Annotated in this window: 18 protein-coding genes and 2 tRNA genes; 15 read left to right on the forward strand and 5 right to left on the reverse strand. The window is 60.1% G+C overall.

Going from position 1 to position 18,509, the window contains the following annotated elements; translation table 11 throughout:
- Position 1 precedes the first annotated feature (1 nt).
- The 7 genes from ACT3UQ_RS14090 to ACT3UQ_RS14120 all read left to right on the forward strand — a co-directional run bounded on the left by ACT3UQ_RS14090 (position 2) and on the right by ACT3UQ_RS14120 (position 5,648).
- Complete coding sequence (locus tag ACT3UQ_RS14090) at positions 2-793, forward strand: ABC transporter ATP-binding protein (protein ID WP_105569927.1); 792 nt, start codon at positions 2-4, stop codon at positions 791-793.
- A complete protein-coding gene (locus ACT3UQ_RS14095; RefSeq protein ID WP_255248476.1) occupies positions 790-1,623 on the forward strand; it encodes an ABC transporter ATP-binding protein in 834 nt (277 codons plus the stop codon). Before ACT3UQ_RS14090 ends, ACT3UQ_RS14095 begins: the two co-directional genes overlap by 4 nt.
- Before the next feature lie 182 nt (positions 1,624-1,805).
- A tRNA-Asn gene (locus tag ACT3UQ_RS14100) sits at positions 1,806-1,878 on the forward strand.
- Positions 1,879-2,394: 516 nt separating this feature from the next.
- Positions 2,395-3,234, forward strand: a complete 840-nt coding sequence (locus tag ACT3UQ_RS14105; protein ID WP_096287370.1) for a phage holin family protein — start codon at positions 2,395-2,397, stop codon at positions 3,232-3,234.
- Positions 3,235-3,325: 91 nt separating this feature from the next.
- Positions 3,326-4,240 carry a DMT family transporter gene (locus tag ACT3UQ_RS14110; RefSeq protein WP_105553727.1) on the forward strand — a complete coding sequence of 305 codons (915 nt, stop codon included), beginning with the start codon at positions 3,326-3,328 and terminating at the stop codon, positions 4,238-4,240.
- A gap of 53 nt (positions 4,241-4,293) precedes the next feature.
- A complete protein-coding gene (locus ACT3UQ_RS14115; RefSeq protein WP_374954793.1) occupies positions 4,294-5,475 on the forward strand; it encodes a glycosyltransferase in 1,182 nt (393 codons plus the stop codon).
- Between the two features lie 99 nt (positions 5,476-5,574).
- Positions 5,575-5,648 (forward strand) — tRNA-Ile (locus tag ACT3UQ_RS14120).
- 91 nt (positions 5,649-5,739) lie between these two features.
- Here the strand turns inward: ACT3UQ_RS14120 and ACT3UQ_RS14125 are convergent.
- Entirely contained in the window at positions 5,740-6,261 is a 522-nt protein-coding gene (locus ACT3UQ_RS14125; RefSeq protein WP_105569929.1) for a M23 family metallopeptidase, read from the reverse strand.
- Positions 6,262-6,667: 406 nt separating this feature from the next.
- Between ACT3UQ_RS14125 and rpsB the strand changes: the two genes are divergently transcribed.
- From rpsB to ACT3UQ_RS14155, 6 genes are all read left to right on the forward strand, one after another.
- On the forward strand, positions 6,668-7,540 hold the full coding sequence (rpsB, locus tag ACT3UQ_RS14130) for a 30S ribosomal protein S2 (protein ID WP_105553724.1): 873 nt from the start codon (positions 6,668-6,670) through the stop codon (positions 7,538-7,540).
- Between the two features lie 143 nt (positions 7,541-7,683).
- Positions 7,684-8,520 carry a translation elongation factor Ts gene (tsf, locus tag ACT3UQ_RS14135; protein WP_105553925.1) on the forward strand — a complete coding sequence of 279 codons (837 nt, stop codon included), beginning with the start codon at positions 7,684-7,686 and terminating at the stop codon, positions 8,518-8,520.
- Between the two features lie 167 nt (positions 8,521-8,687).
- Positions 8,688-9,410: a UMP kinase gene (gene pyrH / locus ACT3UQ_RS14140; protein ID WP_096287360.1), complete on the forward strand. Its 723-nt coding sequence runs from the start codon at positions 8,688-8,690 to the stop codon at positions 9,408-9,410.
- A 107-nt stretch (positions 9,411-9,517) separates the two neighbouring features.
- Positions 9,518-10,075 (forward strand): ribosome recycling factor, encoded by a 558-nt coding sequence (gene frr / locus ACT3UQ_RS14145; RefSeq protein ID WP_096287358.1) that lies wholly within the window; start codon positions 9,518-9,520, stop codon positions 10,073-10,075.
- Positions 10,075-11,679, forward strand: a complete 1,605-nt coding sequence (locus tag ACT3UQ_RS14150; protein ID WP_258133963.1) for a phosphatidate cytidylyltransferase — start codon at positions 10,075-10,077, stop codon at positions 11,677-11,679. The genes frr and ACT3UQ_RS14150 overlap by 1 nt, the downstream gene beginning before the upstream one ends.
- A gap of 143 nt (positions 11,680-11,822) precedes the next feature.
- Positions 11,823-12,395 carry a DivIVA domain-containing protein gene (locus ACT3UQ_RS14155; protein WP_374954794.1) on the forward strand — a complete coding sequence of 191 codons (573 nt, stop codon included), beginning with the start codon at positions 11,823-11,825 and terminating at the stop codon, positions 12,393-12,395.
- 108 nt (positions 12,396-12,503) lie between these two features.
- Here ACT3UQ_RS14155 and ACT3UQ_RS14160 read toward each other — a convergent pair whose 3' ends face one another.
- From ACT3UQ_RS14160 to ACT3UQ_RS14175, 4 genes are read right to left on the reverse strand one after another with little or no spacing between them, the layout of a single operon-like run.
- Positions 12,504-14,009, reverse strand: coding sequence for a sodium/solute symporter (locus ACT3UQ_RS14160; protein ID WP_096287354.1), 1,506 nt, complete (start codon positions 14,007-14,009; stop codon positions 12,504-12,506).
- Positions 14,006-14,377 (reverse strand): hypothetical protein, encoded by a 372-nt coding sequence (locus ACT3UQ_RS14165; RefSeq protein WP_255248474.1) that lies wholly within the window; start codon positions 14,375-14,377, stop codon positions 14,006-14,008. The genes ACT3UQ_RS14160 and ACT3UQ_RS14165 overlap by 4 nt, the downstream gene beginning before the upstream one ends.
- Complete coding sequence (locus ACT3UQ_RS14170; RefSeq protein ID WP_444637346.1) at positions 14,374-15,090, reverse strand: LytR/AlgR family response regulator transcription factor; 717 nt, start codon at positions 15,088-15,090, stop codon at positions 14,374-14,376. Before ACT3UQ_RS14170 ends, ACT3UQ_RS14165 begins: the two co-directional genes overlap by 4 nt.
- Before the next feature lie 20 nt (positions 15,091-15,110).
- Positions 15,111-16,298: a sensor histidine kinase gene (locus tag ACT3UQ_RS14175; RefSeq protein WP_105553721.1), complete on the reverse strand. Its 1,188-nt coding sequence runs from the start codon at positions 16,296-16,298 to the stop codon at positions 15,111-15,113.
- A 200-nt stretch (positions 16,299-16,498) separates the two neighbouring features.
- Here ACT3UQ_RS14175 and ACT3UQ_RS14180 point away from each other — a divergent pair, with 200 nt between their 5' ends.
- Positions 16,499-16,843 carry a DUF485 domain-containing protein gene (locus tag ACT3UQ_RS14180; protein ID WP_096287346.1) on the forward strand — a complete coding sequence of 115 codons (345 nt, stop codon included), beginning with the start codon at positions 16,499-16,501 and terminating at the stop codon, positions 16,841-16,843.
- Positions 16,843-18,465, forward strand: a complete 1,623-nt coding sequence (locus ACT3UQ_RS14185; protein ID WP_096287344.1) for a solute symporter family protein — start codon at positions 16,843-16,845, stop codon at positions 18,463-18,465. The genes ACT3UQ_RS14180 and ACT3UQ_RS14185 overlap by 1 nt, the downstream gene beginning before the upstream one ends.
- Positions 18,466-18,509: the final 44 nt, after the last annotated feature.

Below are 18,509 nucleotides of genomic sequence, written 5' to 3' on the forward strand. Positions count from 1 at the left end.
AATGCTCCTGGAGATCAAGAACCTGCAACTGGATTTCGCCACGCCCGGAGGCAGCACTCGCGTGCTGCACGGGGTGGATCTGCACGTGGAACGCGGCGAGGTGGTTGGCCTGGTAGGGGAGTCCGGCTCCGGCAAGTCGACCACCGTCAGGGCGGCCCTTCGGCTGTACCCCCAGTCGGCCTCATGTACCGGCACCGTCAACGTCAATGGCGAGAACGTGCTTACCTGCGGGGAGGATGCACTCCACTCGGTGCGTTCCCGGGAGGTGGCCATGATTCACCAGGATCCGCGGGGCAGCTTGAACCCGGTGCGGCGCATCGGTGACTCGCTGACCGAACGCCTGGTCCACGTGCTGGGCGTGGACAAGTTCGCCGCACGCGCCAAGGGCACGGAGCTGCTGCGCGCCGTGGGGCTGACCCAGCCGGAGAAACGCATGCGCCAATACCCGCATGAGTTCTCCGGCGGCATGCTCCAGCGTGTGGTGATAGCTGCGGCGCTCAGCAGCGAACCTCAGTTGATCCTGGCCGACGAGGCTACCAGTGCCTTGGACGTCACCACTCAGGCTGAGGTGCTATCGGTGCTGCGCGAGGCCCAACGCTCACGAGGTTTGGGCATGCTCTTCATTACCCACGACCTGCACCTGGCCGCCGCCTATTGTGACCGGGTCTATGTCATGTTCAAGGGTCGCATCGTCGAGGAGCTGGAAGGCAATAACCTATTTGCCGCCGCGCGTGAGGAATACACCAGGGAATTGTTGTCGGCAGTTCCGAGCTTGAAGGGACAAAGACTGTGAGTATCGTCGTTCGGGAGCTTTGTAAGAGCTTCGACATGGGCAAGGGGCGCCCCGCCGTGGTGGCTGCGAACAAGGTCTCTTTCGACTTGGCGCCGGGGGAATCCCTGGGACTGGTGGGTGAATCCGGGTCCGGCAAGACCACGGTGGCACGTATGCTCGTGGGCTTGGAGACTCCGGATTCCGGTAGCGTTGAAATTGCTGGCCGCGACCGCGCACTCAATCGGCGGGGTGCCGCGGGGCGAAAGGAACGGGCCGCAGAAATTCAGATGGTGTTCCAAGATCCGTATGGATCCCTGGACCGCAGGCTGTCGGTGAGCCAGTGTTTGGGCCAGGCGCTGAAGTTGCAATCGCCCCTGCGCGGCGACGAGCTGCAGCGGGCAATCACAGAGCTCATGAACTCTGTGCGTCTTGAACCGCGACTTCTGTCTTCCTTCCCGCATCAACTCAGTGGCGGCCAACGCCAACGTCTGGCCATTGCCCGCGCGTTGGCCAGCAGCCCGAAGCTGTTGGTCCTCGACGAGGCCGTGTCGGCACTGGACGTGTCGGTGCAGGCACAGATTCTTCAGGTGCTCAACGAGATCCGCGCGGAGCGCGGCATCGCGTTGCTCTTTGTTAGCCATGATCTAGCAGTCATCCAGGAGGTCAGTGACAAGGTGATGGTCATGTATCGAGGGGATCCCATCGAGCAGGGGATAGTGTCAGACGTGTTGCAGAATCCGCAGCACGACTACACCAAGCTGCTGATTTCTTCGGTCCCCGGTCTCGGGTGGGACCCAGACGAGGTCATGGCACGTCGTCGGGAATTCGATCTGCTCCAGTCAGTACGCTGACATAGCAGATTCGAATTATTGGTTCGACAGTGTCAAGGCTCCATGTTGAGATTGGTCGGCCGGCAGTCACTACGATCCTCTTTTTTGGGCTATTAAAATTAACTGGGCACGTTGTTCTGGACGCAGCGTGTAGTCGATTTGAAAACGTCATTTGGCCGATGCTAAGGTATTACTCGTTGTATTCCTCCATAGCTCAATTGGCAGAGCATTCGACTGTTAATCGAAGGGTTACTGGTTCAAGTCCAGTTGGAGGAGCTTTCTTAAGGCCCCAACCGCATGACGCGGTTGGGGCCTTATTCATTAAAGCTTCACCCATTGGACTTCGGGATATCTGCGCGATCTTCAGGGGAAACCCTGATAGCGTCGCGAGTTGGGCTCTGGCTAGGATATTTATTAGGTAATCGCGTGTTCGCTCCGGTGCGTTTTGAGACGCGGCGGACGGCTAGAGGTTCGGGTAGTCAGCATGGACTATATAAAACTGATCCTTGAGAGCGAATCGGATTTCTGGTCGGTGAGGTATTGACGGGCCTCGGACACGATTAGTCGGCAGGTAACTGATGAACAGGATGTGAACTACGGGGCATGCATATTGATGCGGTCGCTTCCTATAAGCTCAAGTGGATAGACGATAGACTTTCAAATCGTTAACAGTTACACCCGTGGCATGAGATTTAGCTGTGGGGTTTACGCCTGAAGACTGATACGTAGGCGGTAACCGGAGTGCTAGCGTGGAAACACCGGTTGCCGAGCGATCGAGAATATGGAGAAACCATGTCTGAAGCTGATTCGATGCAAGCAGATGAAAGCCTGAAGTCGAGCGTCAAGAGTGCCAAGGCGCAAGTCGATGGACTCAAGGAGCTTGTCCCGCAGCAGCTCTCGGACGAGATCAAGCTAGGAACCACCTTGCTCAAGAGCAAGGGCATCAGTTTGGGTGTGGCCGCCGGACTTGCGGCGGGCGCACTTGTAGTAGTTTCGCTGTTTGTAGTTGCAGTGGTTGTCACCTTGGTGAACGTGTTGGCTATCTGGTTCCAGGGCTGGGCAGCTGCACTGATCGTCGCAGGTTTCTTCCTGCTGGTGGCAGCAATTCTTGCCCTTGTTATTTATCTCAAGGTTAAGAAAGCCTTGCCGCTGACTCCAGAAGCAGCGATTCGCGGCCTGCGCCACGATATCGGTGTGATCAAGGACGGCAGCAACTTCGACGTCAGCACCTTGGATGAGCCAATGCGCAAGAAGGACGAATCCGAAGAGTCCGCAAAGGACAAGAAGAAGGAACCTAAACCTCCGGCTCCTAGCGCGGATGAATTGGTACTTCGCACAAAGCGTCGCCGCCGCCAGATACAGGCGTTGCGCGACAACTTGGGTCAGAGCGTTCTAGGACCCAAAGCCAAAATCGACAAAGCACGCCAGTTTGCCGAAAACGCCGGAGACTCGGTGACTAACGCTGCTGCCAAGGCACGTAGTTTCGTCACCCCGTCGGTGAACAATGGTGAGAACAGCGAAGCTGATCGTGCAGGACAAGAACGGGTGGAGAAGGCTAAGCCTTTTGCGATCATTGCAGCGTCGGCCGGGGCTCTCGTTGCGATCATTCGTAAGCTGGTCAAGCGCTCCTAGGTTCTTGAACCGATGAGGTGGCGCGGCGATATCACGCAACCGCGCAGCATGGCCTCTCGGAATACAAGGAACTAGTGGGAAAGGCACTGACATGGTTTGGATCGCTATTGCAGCGGCACTATGCGGTGCCTTTTGCCTTGCCTTCGGCGCGCACTTCCAATCGAGCGCCGTAAAGTCTGCCGCCGGTGGTTTGGATGTCACCCTCGGCAATATTGGCAAGCTGATGGGCAATGGCCGGTGGATGAGTGGTTTGCTGCTGCTCGGGCTTGGCATGGTGCTCAATGTCTTCGCATTGGCCAGCGCCCCGCTGACCGTCGTACAGCCAATTGGCGCCATCGCGCTGGTGGTGACCACGGTGGTCAATGCGCGCGAACACAAGCTCACGATGAATCTTCCGACGGTACTCGCGATCGCCGCTTGTATGGTTGGCTCGGCCACGTTCGTACTGATGGCAATCAACGTTACCGGTGATCAGCATCAGGTCAGCAACTCCGAGGAGTTGCTGATCGAGGTGATTCTGGCGTGTGTTATCGCAATGATCGGAATCACTGCACTGTTTTTCCACCGGAAACTCGGGGCTATCTTCTACATCGTAGGGGCCGGTGTGCTCTTTGGCTTCGTAGCGGTGCTGGTACGTACCGTCGCAATCGATGTGCTGCACTTGGGCAGCCAATTCTGGTCATCGGTGCCATGGCTTGCTCTAGCAGCTGTGGTGGTGGCGGGGCTGCTTGGTTCATATTTTGTGCAAAACGCCTATTCAAAGGGACCGCCGGACTTGGTTATCGCAGGACTGACGGTAATTGACCCGATTGTCGGCATCGCCATAGGCATTACGATCCTGGGTGAGCTTCGTCCGGATGTGCCTGCCATGCTGGCTGTGGCCATGGCGCTGGCCGGGGTGCTTGCGATCGTTGGCGTGGTGGCGCTGTCTCGTCATCATCCGGTGGTTCTGGATCGCAAAGCCAAGGCGCGGCATTTAAAAACCCTGTCTAGCCATGACACATAGAAATAGCTAAGTACTTCTCACAAGACAATATGTTGATCGAACAAGGACAATACGTGGCCGAGGAAAAACCGCTGACGATCGTCATCGCCGCCGATACCTACCTGCCGGATATCAATGGCGCGGCCATGTTCTGTTATCGCTTGGCCACCGCCATGAAAGAGCGTGGGCATCGCGTGCACGTCTTGGCGGTACGCGGGGAGAACGGCAAGACCTTCACCGAAGTTCGTCCGGAGGCGATTGTGCATCGCCTGCAATCCCACGCCGTACCAACCCACGAGTACTTCCGGATCGTTTTTCCTTGGGAAGTTAACTCACAGATCAATAAGCTCCTGGCTGATATCAAGCCGGATGTGGTGCACGCGCAGAGCCACTATATGATCGGCCAGCAGACGATTGCCTACGCACGGAAGCACGGTGTGCGCTCGGTCGCAACAAATCACTTCATGCCCGAGAACCTCGACCCGTTCTTGCCATTCCCGAAGTGGTTCAAGAAAATTGTCGCGCGTAACTCCTGGCGCGATATGGGAAAGATCTTCGGCAAGGCCGACGCGGTTACCACGCCCACCCCTCTGGCGGCCAAAGCCATGAAAGACTATGCACGACTGACCAAGGTTTTGCCGCTGTCCAATGGCATTGAAGCCGGAAATTATGAGTTGGCTGAGGGCGAAGAGATAGTTCGCAACGAAGCGCCGACGATTCTTTTTGTTGGCCGTTTAGCTGTTGAGAAGAACGTCAATGAACTGATCGAGGCGTTGGCCATCATGAAGCAGGTTCCCGACGCAGTCCTCGAAGTAGTCGGAGGCGGTGAACAGCGCGCACCCCTGGAGCGTATTGCCCACGAGCAGGGATTGAGCGATCGAGTTCGGTTCCTAGGCCACGTCACTACCGAGGAGCTTCGCCTTGCGTACCTGCGCTGCGACGTATTCTGTCAGCCGGGCACCGCCGAATTGCAGTCTCTGGTGACGTTGGAGGCGCTCTCCGCATCGAAGCCTGTGGTGCTCGCCAATGCGATGGCACTGCCGCATCTTGTCGATGTGGGGGTGAACGGCTACATGTTTGAACCCGGGAACCGCGAAGACCTGGCGCAGAAGCTTGATACGGTGCTGAGCATGGACCAGCAGGCCCGCGAACGACTGGGCGAAGCTGGCCATCGCAAGGTCATGAATCATGCGCAGGAGAAGACCATGAATTCCTTCGAAGCGCTATACCGCGGTCAAAGCGTCAACCAGCATTAGAGCGTGAGGACACCACCGCGACCTCGAATCGAGATTTTGGCTGGTCATGCCCTAGAATATTTCGAGTGTGGTTACCGCTGTGGCGGTAATTCTCATAGTGGGGCGTTAGCTCAGTTGGTTAGAGCAGGGAACTCATAATTCCTTGGTCGCCGGTTCAAGTCCGGCACGCCCTACGGTAAAAGCCACCGAGCGACTTGTGGAAACAAGTCACTCGGTGGCTTTCCTTTTTGCTATGTCGGCCATGAGCCGAGCGAATCCGCAAGTTCAGTCGTTCAGCGGCAATAGGATTGACGGGCGCAAGTCCTCGATCAAGAGCGCTGGATCAATATATTCTCCGTCCAGTCGCACGCCCCAGTGAATGCATCGGCCGGTGCAGTGCGCCCCCACCGCCACGAACCCGAGTTTGGCGCCGGGCTCAACCCAGCTGCCCACCTGCAGCTCACTGGTTACCGGTTCCAGGCTCGTCTTAAAGCCGTAGCCGTGGTCAATAACCAGCACGGGACGGTCCACGACCACCCCGGTGAAGGTGATGCGTCCACGATTCGGGGCAATCACTTGGGCGCCTTCTGCTGCGGCAAGATCCACGCCACGATGACCGGCCGACCATTTTTCGGCCGGCTTATCAAAGGCATTCAGGACCTTCGGCTCACCGGTCAACGGCCAACGCCACACGGCCGCAGCGGTTGGTTGCGCGAGGGAATCCACTGGCTGTGCGTGGGCTCCCGGAGGAATCAATGACAGCACTAGCAGTGCTTGGGTCAGCAGCAGGAGGTGTTTCGAATTCATCTATTCAGCATGCGCGGCCGAATCTGGCTAGACCTCGGATCGATGGCCGTTTGTGGGTAACTTCCGGGATGAGTTTATAGGCGCTAGATCACCAAGGATCTCTGTCAGCCGGACGGGGTCGGTGTAGTACACTTGGAACTGCAGTTTCTTGTCATAGGTGTGTCCAAAATTGGTGCACCAGTCAAGAGATTGACTTCGCGTGCGAGGTTCCACGACCTTTACAGGAAGTGGGCGCAAGTTCCAGTGGTCCGAGAGAATCGGTGGACTTGCGCGGACTGTCAAGCAGTCCGGGCCGCGCACTAGGGCAGATAACCAAAACGGGGATCTGCGTACAACCCAAACAACTAAGAGCAGTTACCGCGGACGCGCATGCGTCCGGTCCGCCACTGCTGAGAGGAGTTGCGACATGCCAGTCGTAACCATGCGAGAGCTGCTTAACAGCGGCGTCCACTTCGGCCACCAGACCCGTCGCTGGAACCCAAAGATGAAGCGCTTCATTCTGACCGAGCGCAACGGCATCTACATCATTGACCTGCAGCAGTCGCTGTCGTTCATTGACCGTGCCTACGAGTTCGTCAAGCAGACCGTCGCCCACGGTGGCACCGTTCTGTTCGTCGGTACCAAGAAGCAGGCTCAGGAATCCATCGCCGAGCAGGCTAACCGCGTTGGCCAGCCATACGTGAACCAGCGCTGGCTCGGCGGTATGCTGACCAACTTCCAGACCGTCTCCAAGCGCGTTCAGCGCATGAAGGAACTGGAAGAGATCAACTTCGAGGACGTTGCCGGTTCGGGCCACACCAAGAAGGAACTTCTGCTGCTCAAGCGCGAGCTGACCAAGCTGCAGAACAACCTCGGTGGTATCCGTAACCTGACCCGTACCCCTTCCGCTATCTGGATCGTTGACACCAAGAAGGAACACTTGGCTATCGACGAAGCTCAGAAGCTGGGTATCCCAGTTGTGGCCATCTTGGACACCAACTGCGATCCGGACGAAGTTACGTTCCCAATCCCAGGTAACGACGACGCCATCCGCTCCGTCAACCTGCTCACCCGCGTTGTCGCAGACGCTGTTGCTGAAGGCCTCATCGCCAAGAACAACAAGGCTGCCGGCAAGACCGAGGGCGCTGCAGAGCCAATGGCCGAGTGGGAGCGCGAGCTGCTCGAAGGCGAGAAGGCAAAGGCCGAGGCTCCTGCCGAAGCTGCAACCGAAGCACCAGCTGAAGCAGCAACCGAGGCACCAGCTGAAGCTGCTGCTGAAGAGGCTCCAGAAGCCAAGTAGTCATCTGACTATCTCTTAGAGTTTGCTTTCACGCGCTACCATGCGTGGAAGGATGCTCAATAAAGTCTCGTGGGACGGGTTGGTTATCCGACCCGTCCCACGAGCGACATAAACTTGAAACCTCCTAGTGAACGGGGATGCACGTGGCAAACTACACCGCTGCTGATATCAAGGCTCTGCGCGAACGCACTGGCGCTGGCATGATGGACGTGAAGAAGGCTCTCGACGAGGCTAACGGCGACGCCGAGAAGGCCATCGAGATCATCCGCGTCAAGGGTCTGAAGGGCGCTACCAAGCGCGAAGGCCGCTCGACCGCAGAAGGCCTCGTAGCCGCCAAGGTCGATGGCACCGTTGGTGTCATGATCGAGATCAACTGCGAGACCGACTTCGTCGCCAAGAACGAGAAGTTCATCGAGCTGGCAAACAAGGTTCTGGATGCCGCTGTGGCCTCCGGTGCCGCAGACGCCGAAGCACTGCAGGCTTACGAGCTGGACGGCAAGCCACTTTCGGAGATCGTCATCGAAGAGGGCGCAATCCTCGGCGAGAAGATCGTTGTCCGCCGTGTTGCCCGCGTTGAGGGTGCAAGCGTTGCAGCGTACCTGCACAAGACCAGCAAGGACCTGCCTGCACAGGTTGGCGTCCTGATGGCCGTTGATGCGGATTCCGAAGCCGCCGCAACCGTCGCCCACGACGTTGCAGTGCACACCGCCGCATTGGCTCCTACCTACCTGTCCCGCGATGAAGTTCCTGCGGACAAGGTTGCAGACGAGCGTCGCATCGCCGACGAAACCGCACGCGCCGAGGGCAAGCCAGAGGCCGCCCTCACCAAGATCGTTGAAGGCCGCTTGACCGGTTTCTTCAAGGAAATCGTGCTGGTTGACCAGGCTTTCGCCAAGGACGCAAAGAAGTCCGTAGCCAAGGTCTTCGAAGAAGCTGGCACGAAGCCAGTTGCCTTCGCCCGTTTCCGTGTTGGTGCCTAAGGGTTCAGCCACACAGTAAGCGAATGCCGCTTCTAGCGAGCGGCTAAACAAGTCAAGGGAGGTGAGCCACCGAGCAACTCGGTGACTCGCCTCCCTTTTCTTGAGCCCGGATGACAAGATAGTTTGAGATCCGGATACAGATTTCTCAACCCCAGGAGACAGACCCCATGCCTACCAGCCCAGAAACCAAACGCCGCCGCGTCTTATTGAAGCTTTCCGGAGAGGTCTTCGGCGGAGGCAACGTCGGCGTTGACCCAATCACCGTGCGTGGTGTCGCCGAACAGATCGCTGCGACCGTCGGCGAGGTCGAGGTGGCAATCGTCGTCGGCGGCGGCAACTTCTTCCGTGGCGCCGAACTTTCGGCCGCGGGCATGGACCGCTCCCGTGCGGACTACATGGGCATGCTCGGCACCGTGATGAACTGCTTGGCGCTGCAGGATTTCCTGGAACAGTGCGGCGTGGAAACCCGCGTGCAGTCGGCCATCGCCATGGCGCAGGTTGCGGAGAACTACATCCCGCGCCGCGCCATCCGCCACATGGAAAAAGATCGCGTGGTCATCTTCGGCGCCGGCGCCGGCCTGCCGTACTTCTCCACCGACACCGTGGCCGCCCAGCGTGCCCTGGAGGTGGACGCGGACGAAGTCTTGATGGCCAAGAGCGGCGTTGACGGCGTGTACACCGCGGACCCGAAAAAGGACCCAAGCGCGAAGAAGCTCGAGACCCTGACCTACTCGGAGGCGCTGCAGCGCGATATCCGGGTTATGGACCAGACCGCGATGACCATGTGCCAGGACAACAACGTGAACATGCTGGTCTTCGGCATGGAAGGCGAAGGAAATGTGGCAAGCGCCATCCGCGGCGAGCGGATCGGCACCACCGTCACCCCATAAGGGTGTTCGTGGCATAGGATTGATTTAGATCTATTTGTTCGGTTGCTTCACCTGCGTGTTATCGCGGTTGAGGCAGCAGAGCGCAGGCAAAGTACTGAGGAGTACCGGTGATTGACGAAACGTTGGCGGATGCCGCCGAAAAGATGGACCGCACCATTGAAGCCGCCAAGGAGGACTTCGCGACGATCCGTACCGGTCGCGCCCACCCTGGCATGTATTCCAAGGTCATGGTGGACTACTACGGTTCCCCAACCCCACTGATGCAGCTAGCCTCCTTCGCTGTTCCAGAAGCACGCACCATCACCATCAGCCCCTTCGATGTTTCGGCCATGCGCGCCATCGAAAAGGCCTTGGGCGACCCAGAGGTCGGTGCCAACCCATCGAGCGACGGCAAGATGATCCGCGTGGTGCTTCCGGTGCTCACCGAGGAACGCCGCAAGGAATACGTCAAGCTTGCCCGCACCAAGGGCGAGGACGCGAAGGTTGCCCTGCGTAACCACCGTCGCAAGGCCAAGGACAGCATCGACAAGTTCGTCAAGGATGGCGAAATTGGCGAGGACGAAGGCAGCCGTGCCGAAAAAGAACTCGACTCGCTGACCAAGGCGCACGTTGATTCGGTCGATGAGATCCTGAAGAAAAAAGAAACTGAGCTGCTGGACGTCTAATGCCAGGCTCGACAGACAACACTGAGGGCAACGCTTCGGCGGTGCCCTCAGTGGCATCCGGCGAAGACCAGCCCATGACTCGGCGTGAGGCCCGCGCTAAACGCGAAGCCGCCGAACGCGGAAACTCACGCGCCTCGAAACTCAAGCGAGCGCTCTCCGGGGCGCAAGCCGAGCCTGCGAAGCCAGCCGGGGCTAAGGCCGCCGACAAGGCGAAACCGGCTACGGCCCAGCCGGCAGCCGAGACCGCTTCGCCGTCCCCAAAAACTTCTGCACCGACCGCGCAGTCGGCCGCCGCTCAGACCGCGCCCCAACGTGCACCCGAAACCGCCAAGCCAGCCGCTCAACCGGCAGCAGGCAAAACCGCAAAGCCCGGAGCGGCTAAACCGGACGCCGAAGCTCCCGCAAAGCCCGAACCTGTTTCGGTGGCTCGCCCGGATAGCGTCAAAGCCCCCGAAGCTACCATCGGTTCCTCCCCGCAGCCGGCCCAGGCCGAAGGCTCGTCGAAACCAGCCGAAGCTGCCGGCGCTGACCAAGCTCCGCAAGCTCCCAAACCGGTAGTCGATGCGGCCAAGGCGAAAGCTAAAGCGCAGGCAAAGGCGCAACTAGTTGCCCCTGCGCCGGCGTCGAAGACCTCGGACGGGCAGCCAGCGGCGGGAAAGCCAGCGGAAGCAACGCAGCCAAAACCTCCGCAAGCGAACAGCGAGGACCTGGCCGAAACCGGCAAAGCCGAACCCGAAGAAGCGGAGATCCCCGCAGAATTGCTGATCGGGGGACCACCGAAGAAATCCCGGGCGGGGCGAAACCTTCCGGCGGCCATCGGCGTGGGCCTTTTGATGCTCGGCTTGGCGATGCTGGGACTGTTCTGGATGCCAACCCTGCTGGTGGTTCTGATCGTGGTGCTCGCCGGGGTAGGTTCCTGGGAGGTGGCCCGCGCGACAACCCATGCGAAAACCGAGGTGCAGCAATTCCCGCTGTATTTGGCGGCCATATTGCTTCCGGTCAGCGCTACCCTCGGTGGCCTCGACGCGTTGGGTTTCGCCTATCTGGGTAGCTTGATCTTGGCATTGCTCTTCCGAATCCTCGAGGGGCTCAAAGGTGCGGCAGCCTCGGTGATGAGCAGCGTCTTCATCATCAGCTGGGTTCCCTTGCTGCTCAGCTTCGCTCTCTTGGTGATGCGTGGCGAGAACGGCAACCTGCTGATTACAACGATTCTGCTGTTGGTGGTCAGCAACGACACCTTTGGCTACGCCGTGGGCGTGCTATTCGGAAAGCATCCGATGGCCCCGAAGATTTCGCCCAAGAAATCATGGGAAGGCTTTGCCGGGTCCATGGTCGGGTCCATGGCCATCGGCGCGCTGGCAGCCAACTACTGGCTGGATATGCCTTGGTGGTCCGGAGTGATTCTCGCCTGCTTCACCACGGTCGCAGCGACCACCGGTGACTTCGCTGAATCCATGGTCAAGCGTGAATTGGGCATCAAGGACATGAGCAACCTGCTTCCGGGGCACGGCGGCATTATGGATAGACTTGATTCGCTGTTGTTCGCCATCCCGTTGGCCTATCTCATCTCGCACCTCTTGGCCTGGAGCGTCGCGGTTTTCTAAACGCGTGAGGCGCAGAACCGGTGACGGATCTGCGCCGGACGGTGTGCCCATGGCAGCAAAAGATTTCACAACACATAAGATTGAAGGGTGCCGCATCATGGCGGTACGCCTAATGACTTTTCGTCTAGAACTAAGGAATAGTCGTGTCGCAGCAACAAGATGCTCCGTTCTCCCGGGTCCCGGACAAGGAATTCGGCTACAACGTAAAGCAGGTTGATGCTTTTCTCAGCCGGGCGCGTGCCACCTTTAACGGCGGCGGAAACGATGATGCCGTGGTGACCAGCCACCTGATCCGCCGCACTACCTTCGCACCGCAAAAGGGCGGCTACCAGGCCCGCGAAGTGGACGGCGCACTGGATCGGCTGGAAGACGTATTCGCCAAGCGCGAGCGTGATGACCTCATTGCCCATCAGGGCGAAGAGGTCTGGTTGCAGCAGGTCGGACGCCTGGCAGCGATCCTCCGCGGGCGTTTGCACCGTGCCAAGGGTGAGCGTTTCCGCCGACCTTCACGCTCCAACGCCTCAAGCTACAACATAGAAGACGTCGACCGGCTCTGCGATCAACTGATCGACTACTTCGAACGCGATGTGCCGATGGCCGTCGACTCGGTACGCCGCGTGGAGTTCCGCTCAGCGGTAGGCACCGAAGGCTATGAAGAGTCCCAGGTGGACGCCTTCCTCGACCGCGTGGTCGAGCTGATGGCTTCGATCGACTAGGAATTTTGAGACGCGCCAACCGCGGCTCTGGCAGACCAGCAGGCCTGTCAGAGCCGCGGTTAGTGCTTTAAAGCGTCCTGGGCTGCATCTCTTCGATTCGTGGTCGAATCAGCGGAGCCGGTCAGCGCCCGTGTCACCAGCTGGCTTGTAGCTGCGCTCGGGCACATGCAGCAGCTCCATCACGCGGTCTGCATTGGCTGGGACCCTGCGCCTGGTGGACTTGGAGACCAGGATCATCACCACGAAGGCCAGCGGAACGCTCCACGCCGCCGGCTGGCGAAGCATCAGCACCCACAGCGAATCGCTGCTTTCCGGCAGCATATTCGATCCGAGCAACGCCAAGCCGCAGCAGGCCGCGCCGACGGACATGCCAGCAATGGCCCCGCGGGCGGTGAGCGAACGCCACCAGATGCCCAGCAGGAGCAGGGGGCAAATGGTCGAGGCGGTAAATGCGAAGACATTGCCGATCGCGCCAGCCAACGCCAAGGAATTCGTGAGCAAGGCAATCAGCACCGGCAGCGCGGTGGCGAGCACCGTAGAGATCCGGAATCCGCGCACGGTGCCCTGGAAGAACTCTTGCGACAGCGCTCCGGCCAAGGAGACGGCCAGCCCGGAGGTGGTGGACAGGAACGCCGCGAAGGCTCCTCCCACCACGATCGCGGTGAGCAGATCGGCGAGGAACCCATCGAAGATGCGTTGCGGCAGCAGCAGGATCGTCGCGTCGGCGTTATTGGCACCCAGATCCTGGGTATAGAGAATCCCCAGCACCCCCAGGGTGGTGGGGAGCAGGTAGAACACCGAGAGCAGGCAGAGCACAATGGCCGTCGTGGTGCGTGCGGCTTGCCCCGAGGGGTTCGTGTAAAAACGCACCAGCACGTGGGGCAGGCCCAAGGTGCCAAAGAGCAAGGCCAGGATGATCGAAATCGTCTCATAGAGGCTCATCCCGCCGATGGACTGCAACTGCCCGGCGACCGCTGCCGCCCGCTCGGGCACCGAGTATTCCGGCATGACCTGGAAGAGCACGAATAAGGTCGGGATCACCAGGGCCGCAAGCTTGAACCAGTATTGGAAGGCCTGCACGAAGGTGACCGAACGCATCCCGCCGGAGACCACTGTCAGGCACACCACCGCGGCGACGATGACCGGTCCGACCCAGCCGGGCAGCCCGGTGGCGATGGATAGGGTCAGCGACGCGCCATGCATCTGCGGGACGATATACAGCCAGCAGATGATCACCACCAGATAGGTGGTGATCTTGCGCAGGAGCACGGAGTCTTCGAAGCGGATCTGGGCGAAGTCCGGGATGGTGTAGGCCTGGGAACGGCGCAGCGGAGCGGCCACAAAGAGCAGCAGCATCAGGTACCCGGCGGTGTAGCCGATGGGGAACCAGAGCCCGGACTGGCCGCTGAGCACAATCAACCCGGCCACACCGAGGAAGGAGGCCGCCGAAAGGTATTCTCCGCCGATGGCCGAGGCATTCCACCAGGGTTTTACGGTGCGCGAGGCCACGTAGAAATCGCTGGTCGTGCGGGAGAGCCGCAGCCCGTAGAACGCGATGAGCATGGTGGCCACGCAGACCATCAGCAGCGCCAGGATGGAAAGCACGCCGGTCATCGAGAGATGCTCCGGTAGCGTCGCTCGTTGCGCGCCGCGGCCCGATTGAACAACAGCCCGGCAACGATGATCATCGGGTAGATTCCCACGCCCAAGATCCACCAGGGCAGGGGGATGTGGAAGAGCGTCACCTGGGCGACCACCGGCCAGAAGGCCAAGATCGCCGAGATGCCCACCAGCATGATGAGCAGCCCCGCAGCGACCGCCACCGCCAAGCGAAGCTGGGAACGGATCAGCTGGCGCACGTAGAAGGTCTCGGCGCTCTGCTCGGGGCGGGCGGCGGCGATATTCAGGCTTGCGTTCTGCGGTGCCTGCACGCGCACGCGTTGCGGGCGCTGTTCGGCAAATCGGTCTTGCTCCGGGCTCACGATGGGCGGATCCGGTTCGCGGCCAATCGTTCACGCAGGTCGGGCAGGGCGCGCCGGGAGATCGGCAGCTCGGCGCCGTGGACCACTACCGCCGCCTTGCCCGTTTGCAGCCGCACCGTCTCGATCTTGTCCATGCAGACCAGATAGGAGCGGTGGATCCGCACATAGCCGGATCCGGCCCACTGCTGTTCGAGGTCATTGAGCGGCACGCGAATCAGGTAGCTGGCATCGCGGGTGTGCAGCCGAGCGTAGTCGCCTTGGGCTTGGACATAGCCGATATCTTCGCGGGCAATGAGCTTGGTGATGCCGCCTTGGTCAACGGTGATCATTTCGGGTTTGGCCGGTTGGTCATCGACCAGTTCGCAGATGCGGCGCACCGATTCGGCCAGGCGCTGCGGGCGGATGGGTTTGAGCACGTAGTCGATTGCCGCCAGCTCGAAAGCCTGGAGTGCCTGGTCCTCGTCGGCGGTGACAAACACGATCAGCGGCGGGTGGGTGAAGCGGGAGATGACTCGGGCGATATCCAATCCGGACAGCGCCGGCATGTGGATGTCCAGGAACAGGGCATCGACATCGTTTTCTTCCAGTGCCTTCAGCGCCGCGGCGCCGGAGGTGGCACGGTGGATTTTTCCGATACGCGAATCCTGTCCGAGCAGGAAGGAGATTTCTTCAACCGCTGGAAGTTCATCATCGGCAACGACCACATTAATCATGGCTAAAACTCTACCGTCAGTTAGGCCAATACGTCTGTCTCTAGCCCTTGTGGGGGACGGAACTTGGGGATTCTCAGGGTAATCAGCGTCCCGGCACCCGGAGCGGTGTCGATGAGCAGCCCATTGGCGTTGCCGTAGAGCTGGCGCAGCCGCACATCGACGTTGCGCAATCCGACGTGCATATTCACGGTGGTCCCGGCCAATACCGAGGCCAGCTGTTCCGGGTCCATGCCGGCCCCGTCGTCTTCCACGGCGATCACCGCGTGCAAACCGTCCTCGGTGGCGGTAATCGAAATCCTTCCGCCGTCCGGGCGGGCTTCCAACCCGTGGTGCACGGCGTTCTCCACCAGTGGCTGGAGGCACAGAAACGGGATCTGGGTGGGCAATACTTCGGGGGCGATCTGCAGCGACACCTTAATGCGATCCCCGAAGCGGGCCTTTTCCAGGAGGAGATAGCGGTCAATGGCTTCGAGCTCTTCGGCCAAGGTGGTGAACTCACCGCGACGGCGGAAGGAGTACCGGGTGAAGTCCGCGAACTCGATGACCAGTTCGCGGGCACGCGCCGGATCGGTGTTGATGAAGGAGGCGATCGCGTTCAGCGAGTTGTAGATGAAATGCGGGGAGATCTGCGCGCGCAGCGCACGCATCTGCGCCTCGAGCAGCTGCGCCTTGGACTCGTCGAGCTCGGCGGTGGTGACCTGTGCGGAGACGAAGACCGCGACCTCGCTGACGGCTCGCACGAAGCTCGCCCCGGCGCGTTCGGCCAGGGCGGTGACGGTGCCCACCGCCTGCCCGCCCACCATGATCGGGGCCGCCACCAGATCCAGCCCGGAGGTGCGGTGGACCTGTGTTTTCTGGCTGCCGATCACCGAGGAGCTGACGGACTGGGCGTGTGCTTCGAGATCGGCGGTGAACTCGATGGCCGCGTCGGTGGCGAGGATCGCCCTGGTGTCGCTGATCAGGAAGGCGGAGCAGCCCAGCAGCTTGCGCAGCGCCTTGGCGCTTTTGGCCGCACCCTCTTCGGTGAGCCCGCGTCCGAGGTGGGGGACCGCAATGGACATATGGTGCAGGGCCTGGAAGGTGGCTTCCTCCGCGTAGGTCCCCAGTTCGTTGGTGGAACGGGAGATCTTGAATCCCAGGTAGCCAACGATGGCGATGCCCACGACCACGATGGTGACGATGAGGGTGATCTGCAGCGCTGGTGACATATTTCAATCCTAAAGCCCGCCGCCGTCGTTGACCGTTCGTCGTCACGCAGCGTGCCGTTGAGCGCAGGAATTTATCCGCTAATCCATTGGCGTGGCCGAACCCCTAGTGGGGGACGGGCAAATGACCAATAGTGAACTTAGTCACAATGCACATGTGTGCGTCATCACTACCCTGTTTAACTCGTTCAAGGAGGGCACCAATGAGTGCTGAATCGCAACCCGATGTCACCGATGACATTGATTTTGTGGCGGAAAGGGATTCGGAAGAATTCCAGGAACTGCGCAAGACCCACCGCAGCTTCGTTTTCCCCATGGCAATCTTTTTCCTCGTTTGGTACTTCGCCTACGTCTTGTTGGCGGACTACTTCCATGACTTTATGTCCATCAAGGTTTTCGGCAACATCAATATGGGTATCCTGCTTGGCCTGTTGCAGTTTGTCTCGACCTTCGTCATCACCGCACTGTACGTGCAGTTCTCCAACAATAAACTTGATCCCAAGGCTTCGAAGATTCGTGAGCGTCTGGAAAAAGAGGGCGTGAACTAATGAATTCTTCGCTGATCCTGGCCCAGGGGGCCGAATCGACTCAGGTCGGCAACCCGCTGGTGAATATCGCAATCTTCGCCGCCTTTGTGGGCATCACCTTGGTGATCGTGCTCAAGGCAAGCAAGAACAATAAAACCGCCGCGGACTACTACGCCGGTGGCCGTTCCTTCACCGGAACGCAAAACGGCACCGCCATCGCCGGCGACTACCTTTCCGCAGCGTCGTTCCTGGGCATTGTCGGTGCCATCGCGATCAACGGCTACGACGGATTCCTGTATTCCATCGGTTTCCTCGTCGCCTGGTTGGTGGCCCTGCTGCTGGTGGCCGAACTGCTGCGCAACACCGGCAAGTTCACCATGGCAGATGTGCTCTCCTTCCGCTTGAAGCAGCGCCCGGTGCGTATCGCCGCGGCGGTCTCCACCCTCGCGGTGTGCGTCTTCTACTTGCTGGCGCAGATGGCCGGAGCCGGTGCGCTGGTCTCCCTGCTGCTGGGCATTGATGGCAAGTTGGGGCAATCGCTGGTCATTATCGTCGTCGGCGCGCTGATGATCATGTACGTACTGATCGGCGGCATGAAGGGCACCACCTGGGTGCAGATCATCAAGGCTTGCCTGCTGATCGCCGGCGCACTGATCATGACCGTGTGGACGCTGGCGTTGTTCGGGTTCAACTTCTCCGAGCTGCTGGGCAAGGCCGCCGAGGTCGCCGGCAATCCGGAGCTGCTCAACCCGGGCCTGAAGTACGGCATGAGCGGAACCTCGAAGCTTGACTTCATCTCGCTGGCCTTGGCCCTGGTCCTCGGTACCGCGGGCCTGCCGCACGTGCTGATGCGTTTCTACACCGTGCCAACTGCCAAGGAAGCGCGCAGGTCGGTTGTCTGGGCGATCTGGCTGATCGGCGCCTTCTACTTGTTCACCCTGGTTCTTGGCTTCGGCGCGGGCGCACTGATCGGTCCGGATCGAATCAAGGCCGCTCCGGGCGGCGTGAACTCTGCCGCTCCGCTGCTCGCCTACGAATTAGGTGGCACGCTGCTGCTGGGCCTGATCTCGGCGGTTGCCTTCGCAACCATCCTCGCGGTTGTCGCCGGCCTGACGATTACCGCCGCCGCCTCCTTCGCCCACGACGTCTATGCCTCGGTGATCGCCAAGGACAAGACGACTCCGGAAAAGGAGATGAAGGTTGCCCGCCGCACGGTAGTGATCATCGGTATCTTCGCCATCGCCGGCGGTATCGGCGCCCAGGGGCAGAACGTTGCCTTCCTGGTGGCGCTGGCCTTCGCGGTCGCCGCTTCGGCTAACCTGCCAACCATCCTGTACTCGCTGTTCTGGAAGGGTTTCAAGACCCGCGGTGCGGTATGGTCCATGTACGGTGGCCTGTCCTCGGCACTGCTGCTGATCATCTTCTCCCCGGTCTTCTCCGGTTCGGAGACCTCGATGATCCCAAGCATCGATATGGCCATCTTCCCGCTGGCCAACCCCGGCATTGTCTCGATCCCGTTGGCCTTCCTCTTGGGCTGGCTGGGTTCGATCACCGATCCAGGCGTTGAAGATATTACCAAGCAGGCAGAGATGGAAGTTCGCTCGCTGACCGGTGTCGGTGCCGAAAAGGCGGTCGACCACTAGTCCGGTGCTCAGTTGCGGATAACGATTCAGGGCGGGGGGGGGGG

The organism is Glutamicibacter sp. AOP12-B1-11 (assembly GCF_052379245.1).
GTDB lineage: Bacteria > Actinomycetota > Actinomycetes > Actinomycetales > Micrococcaceae > Glutamicibacter.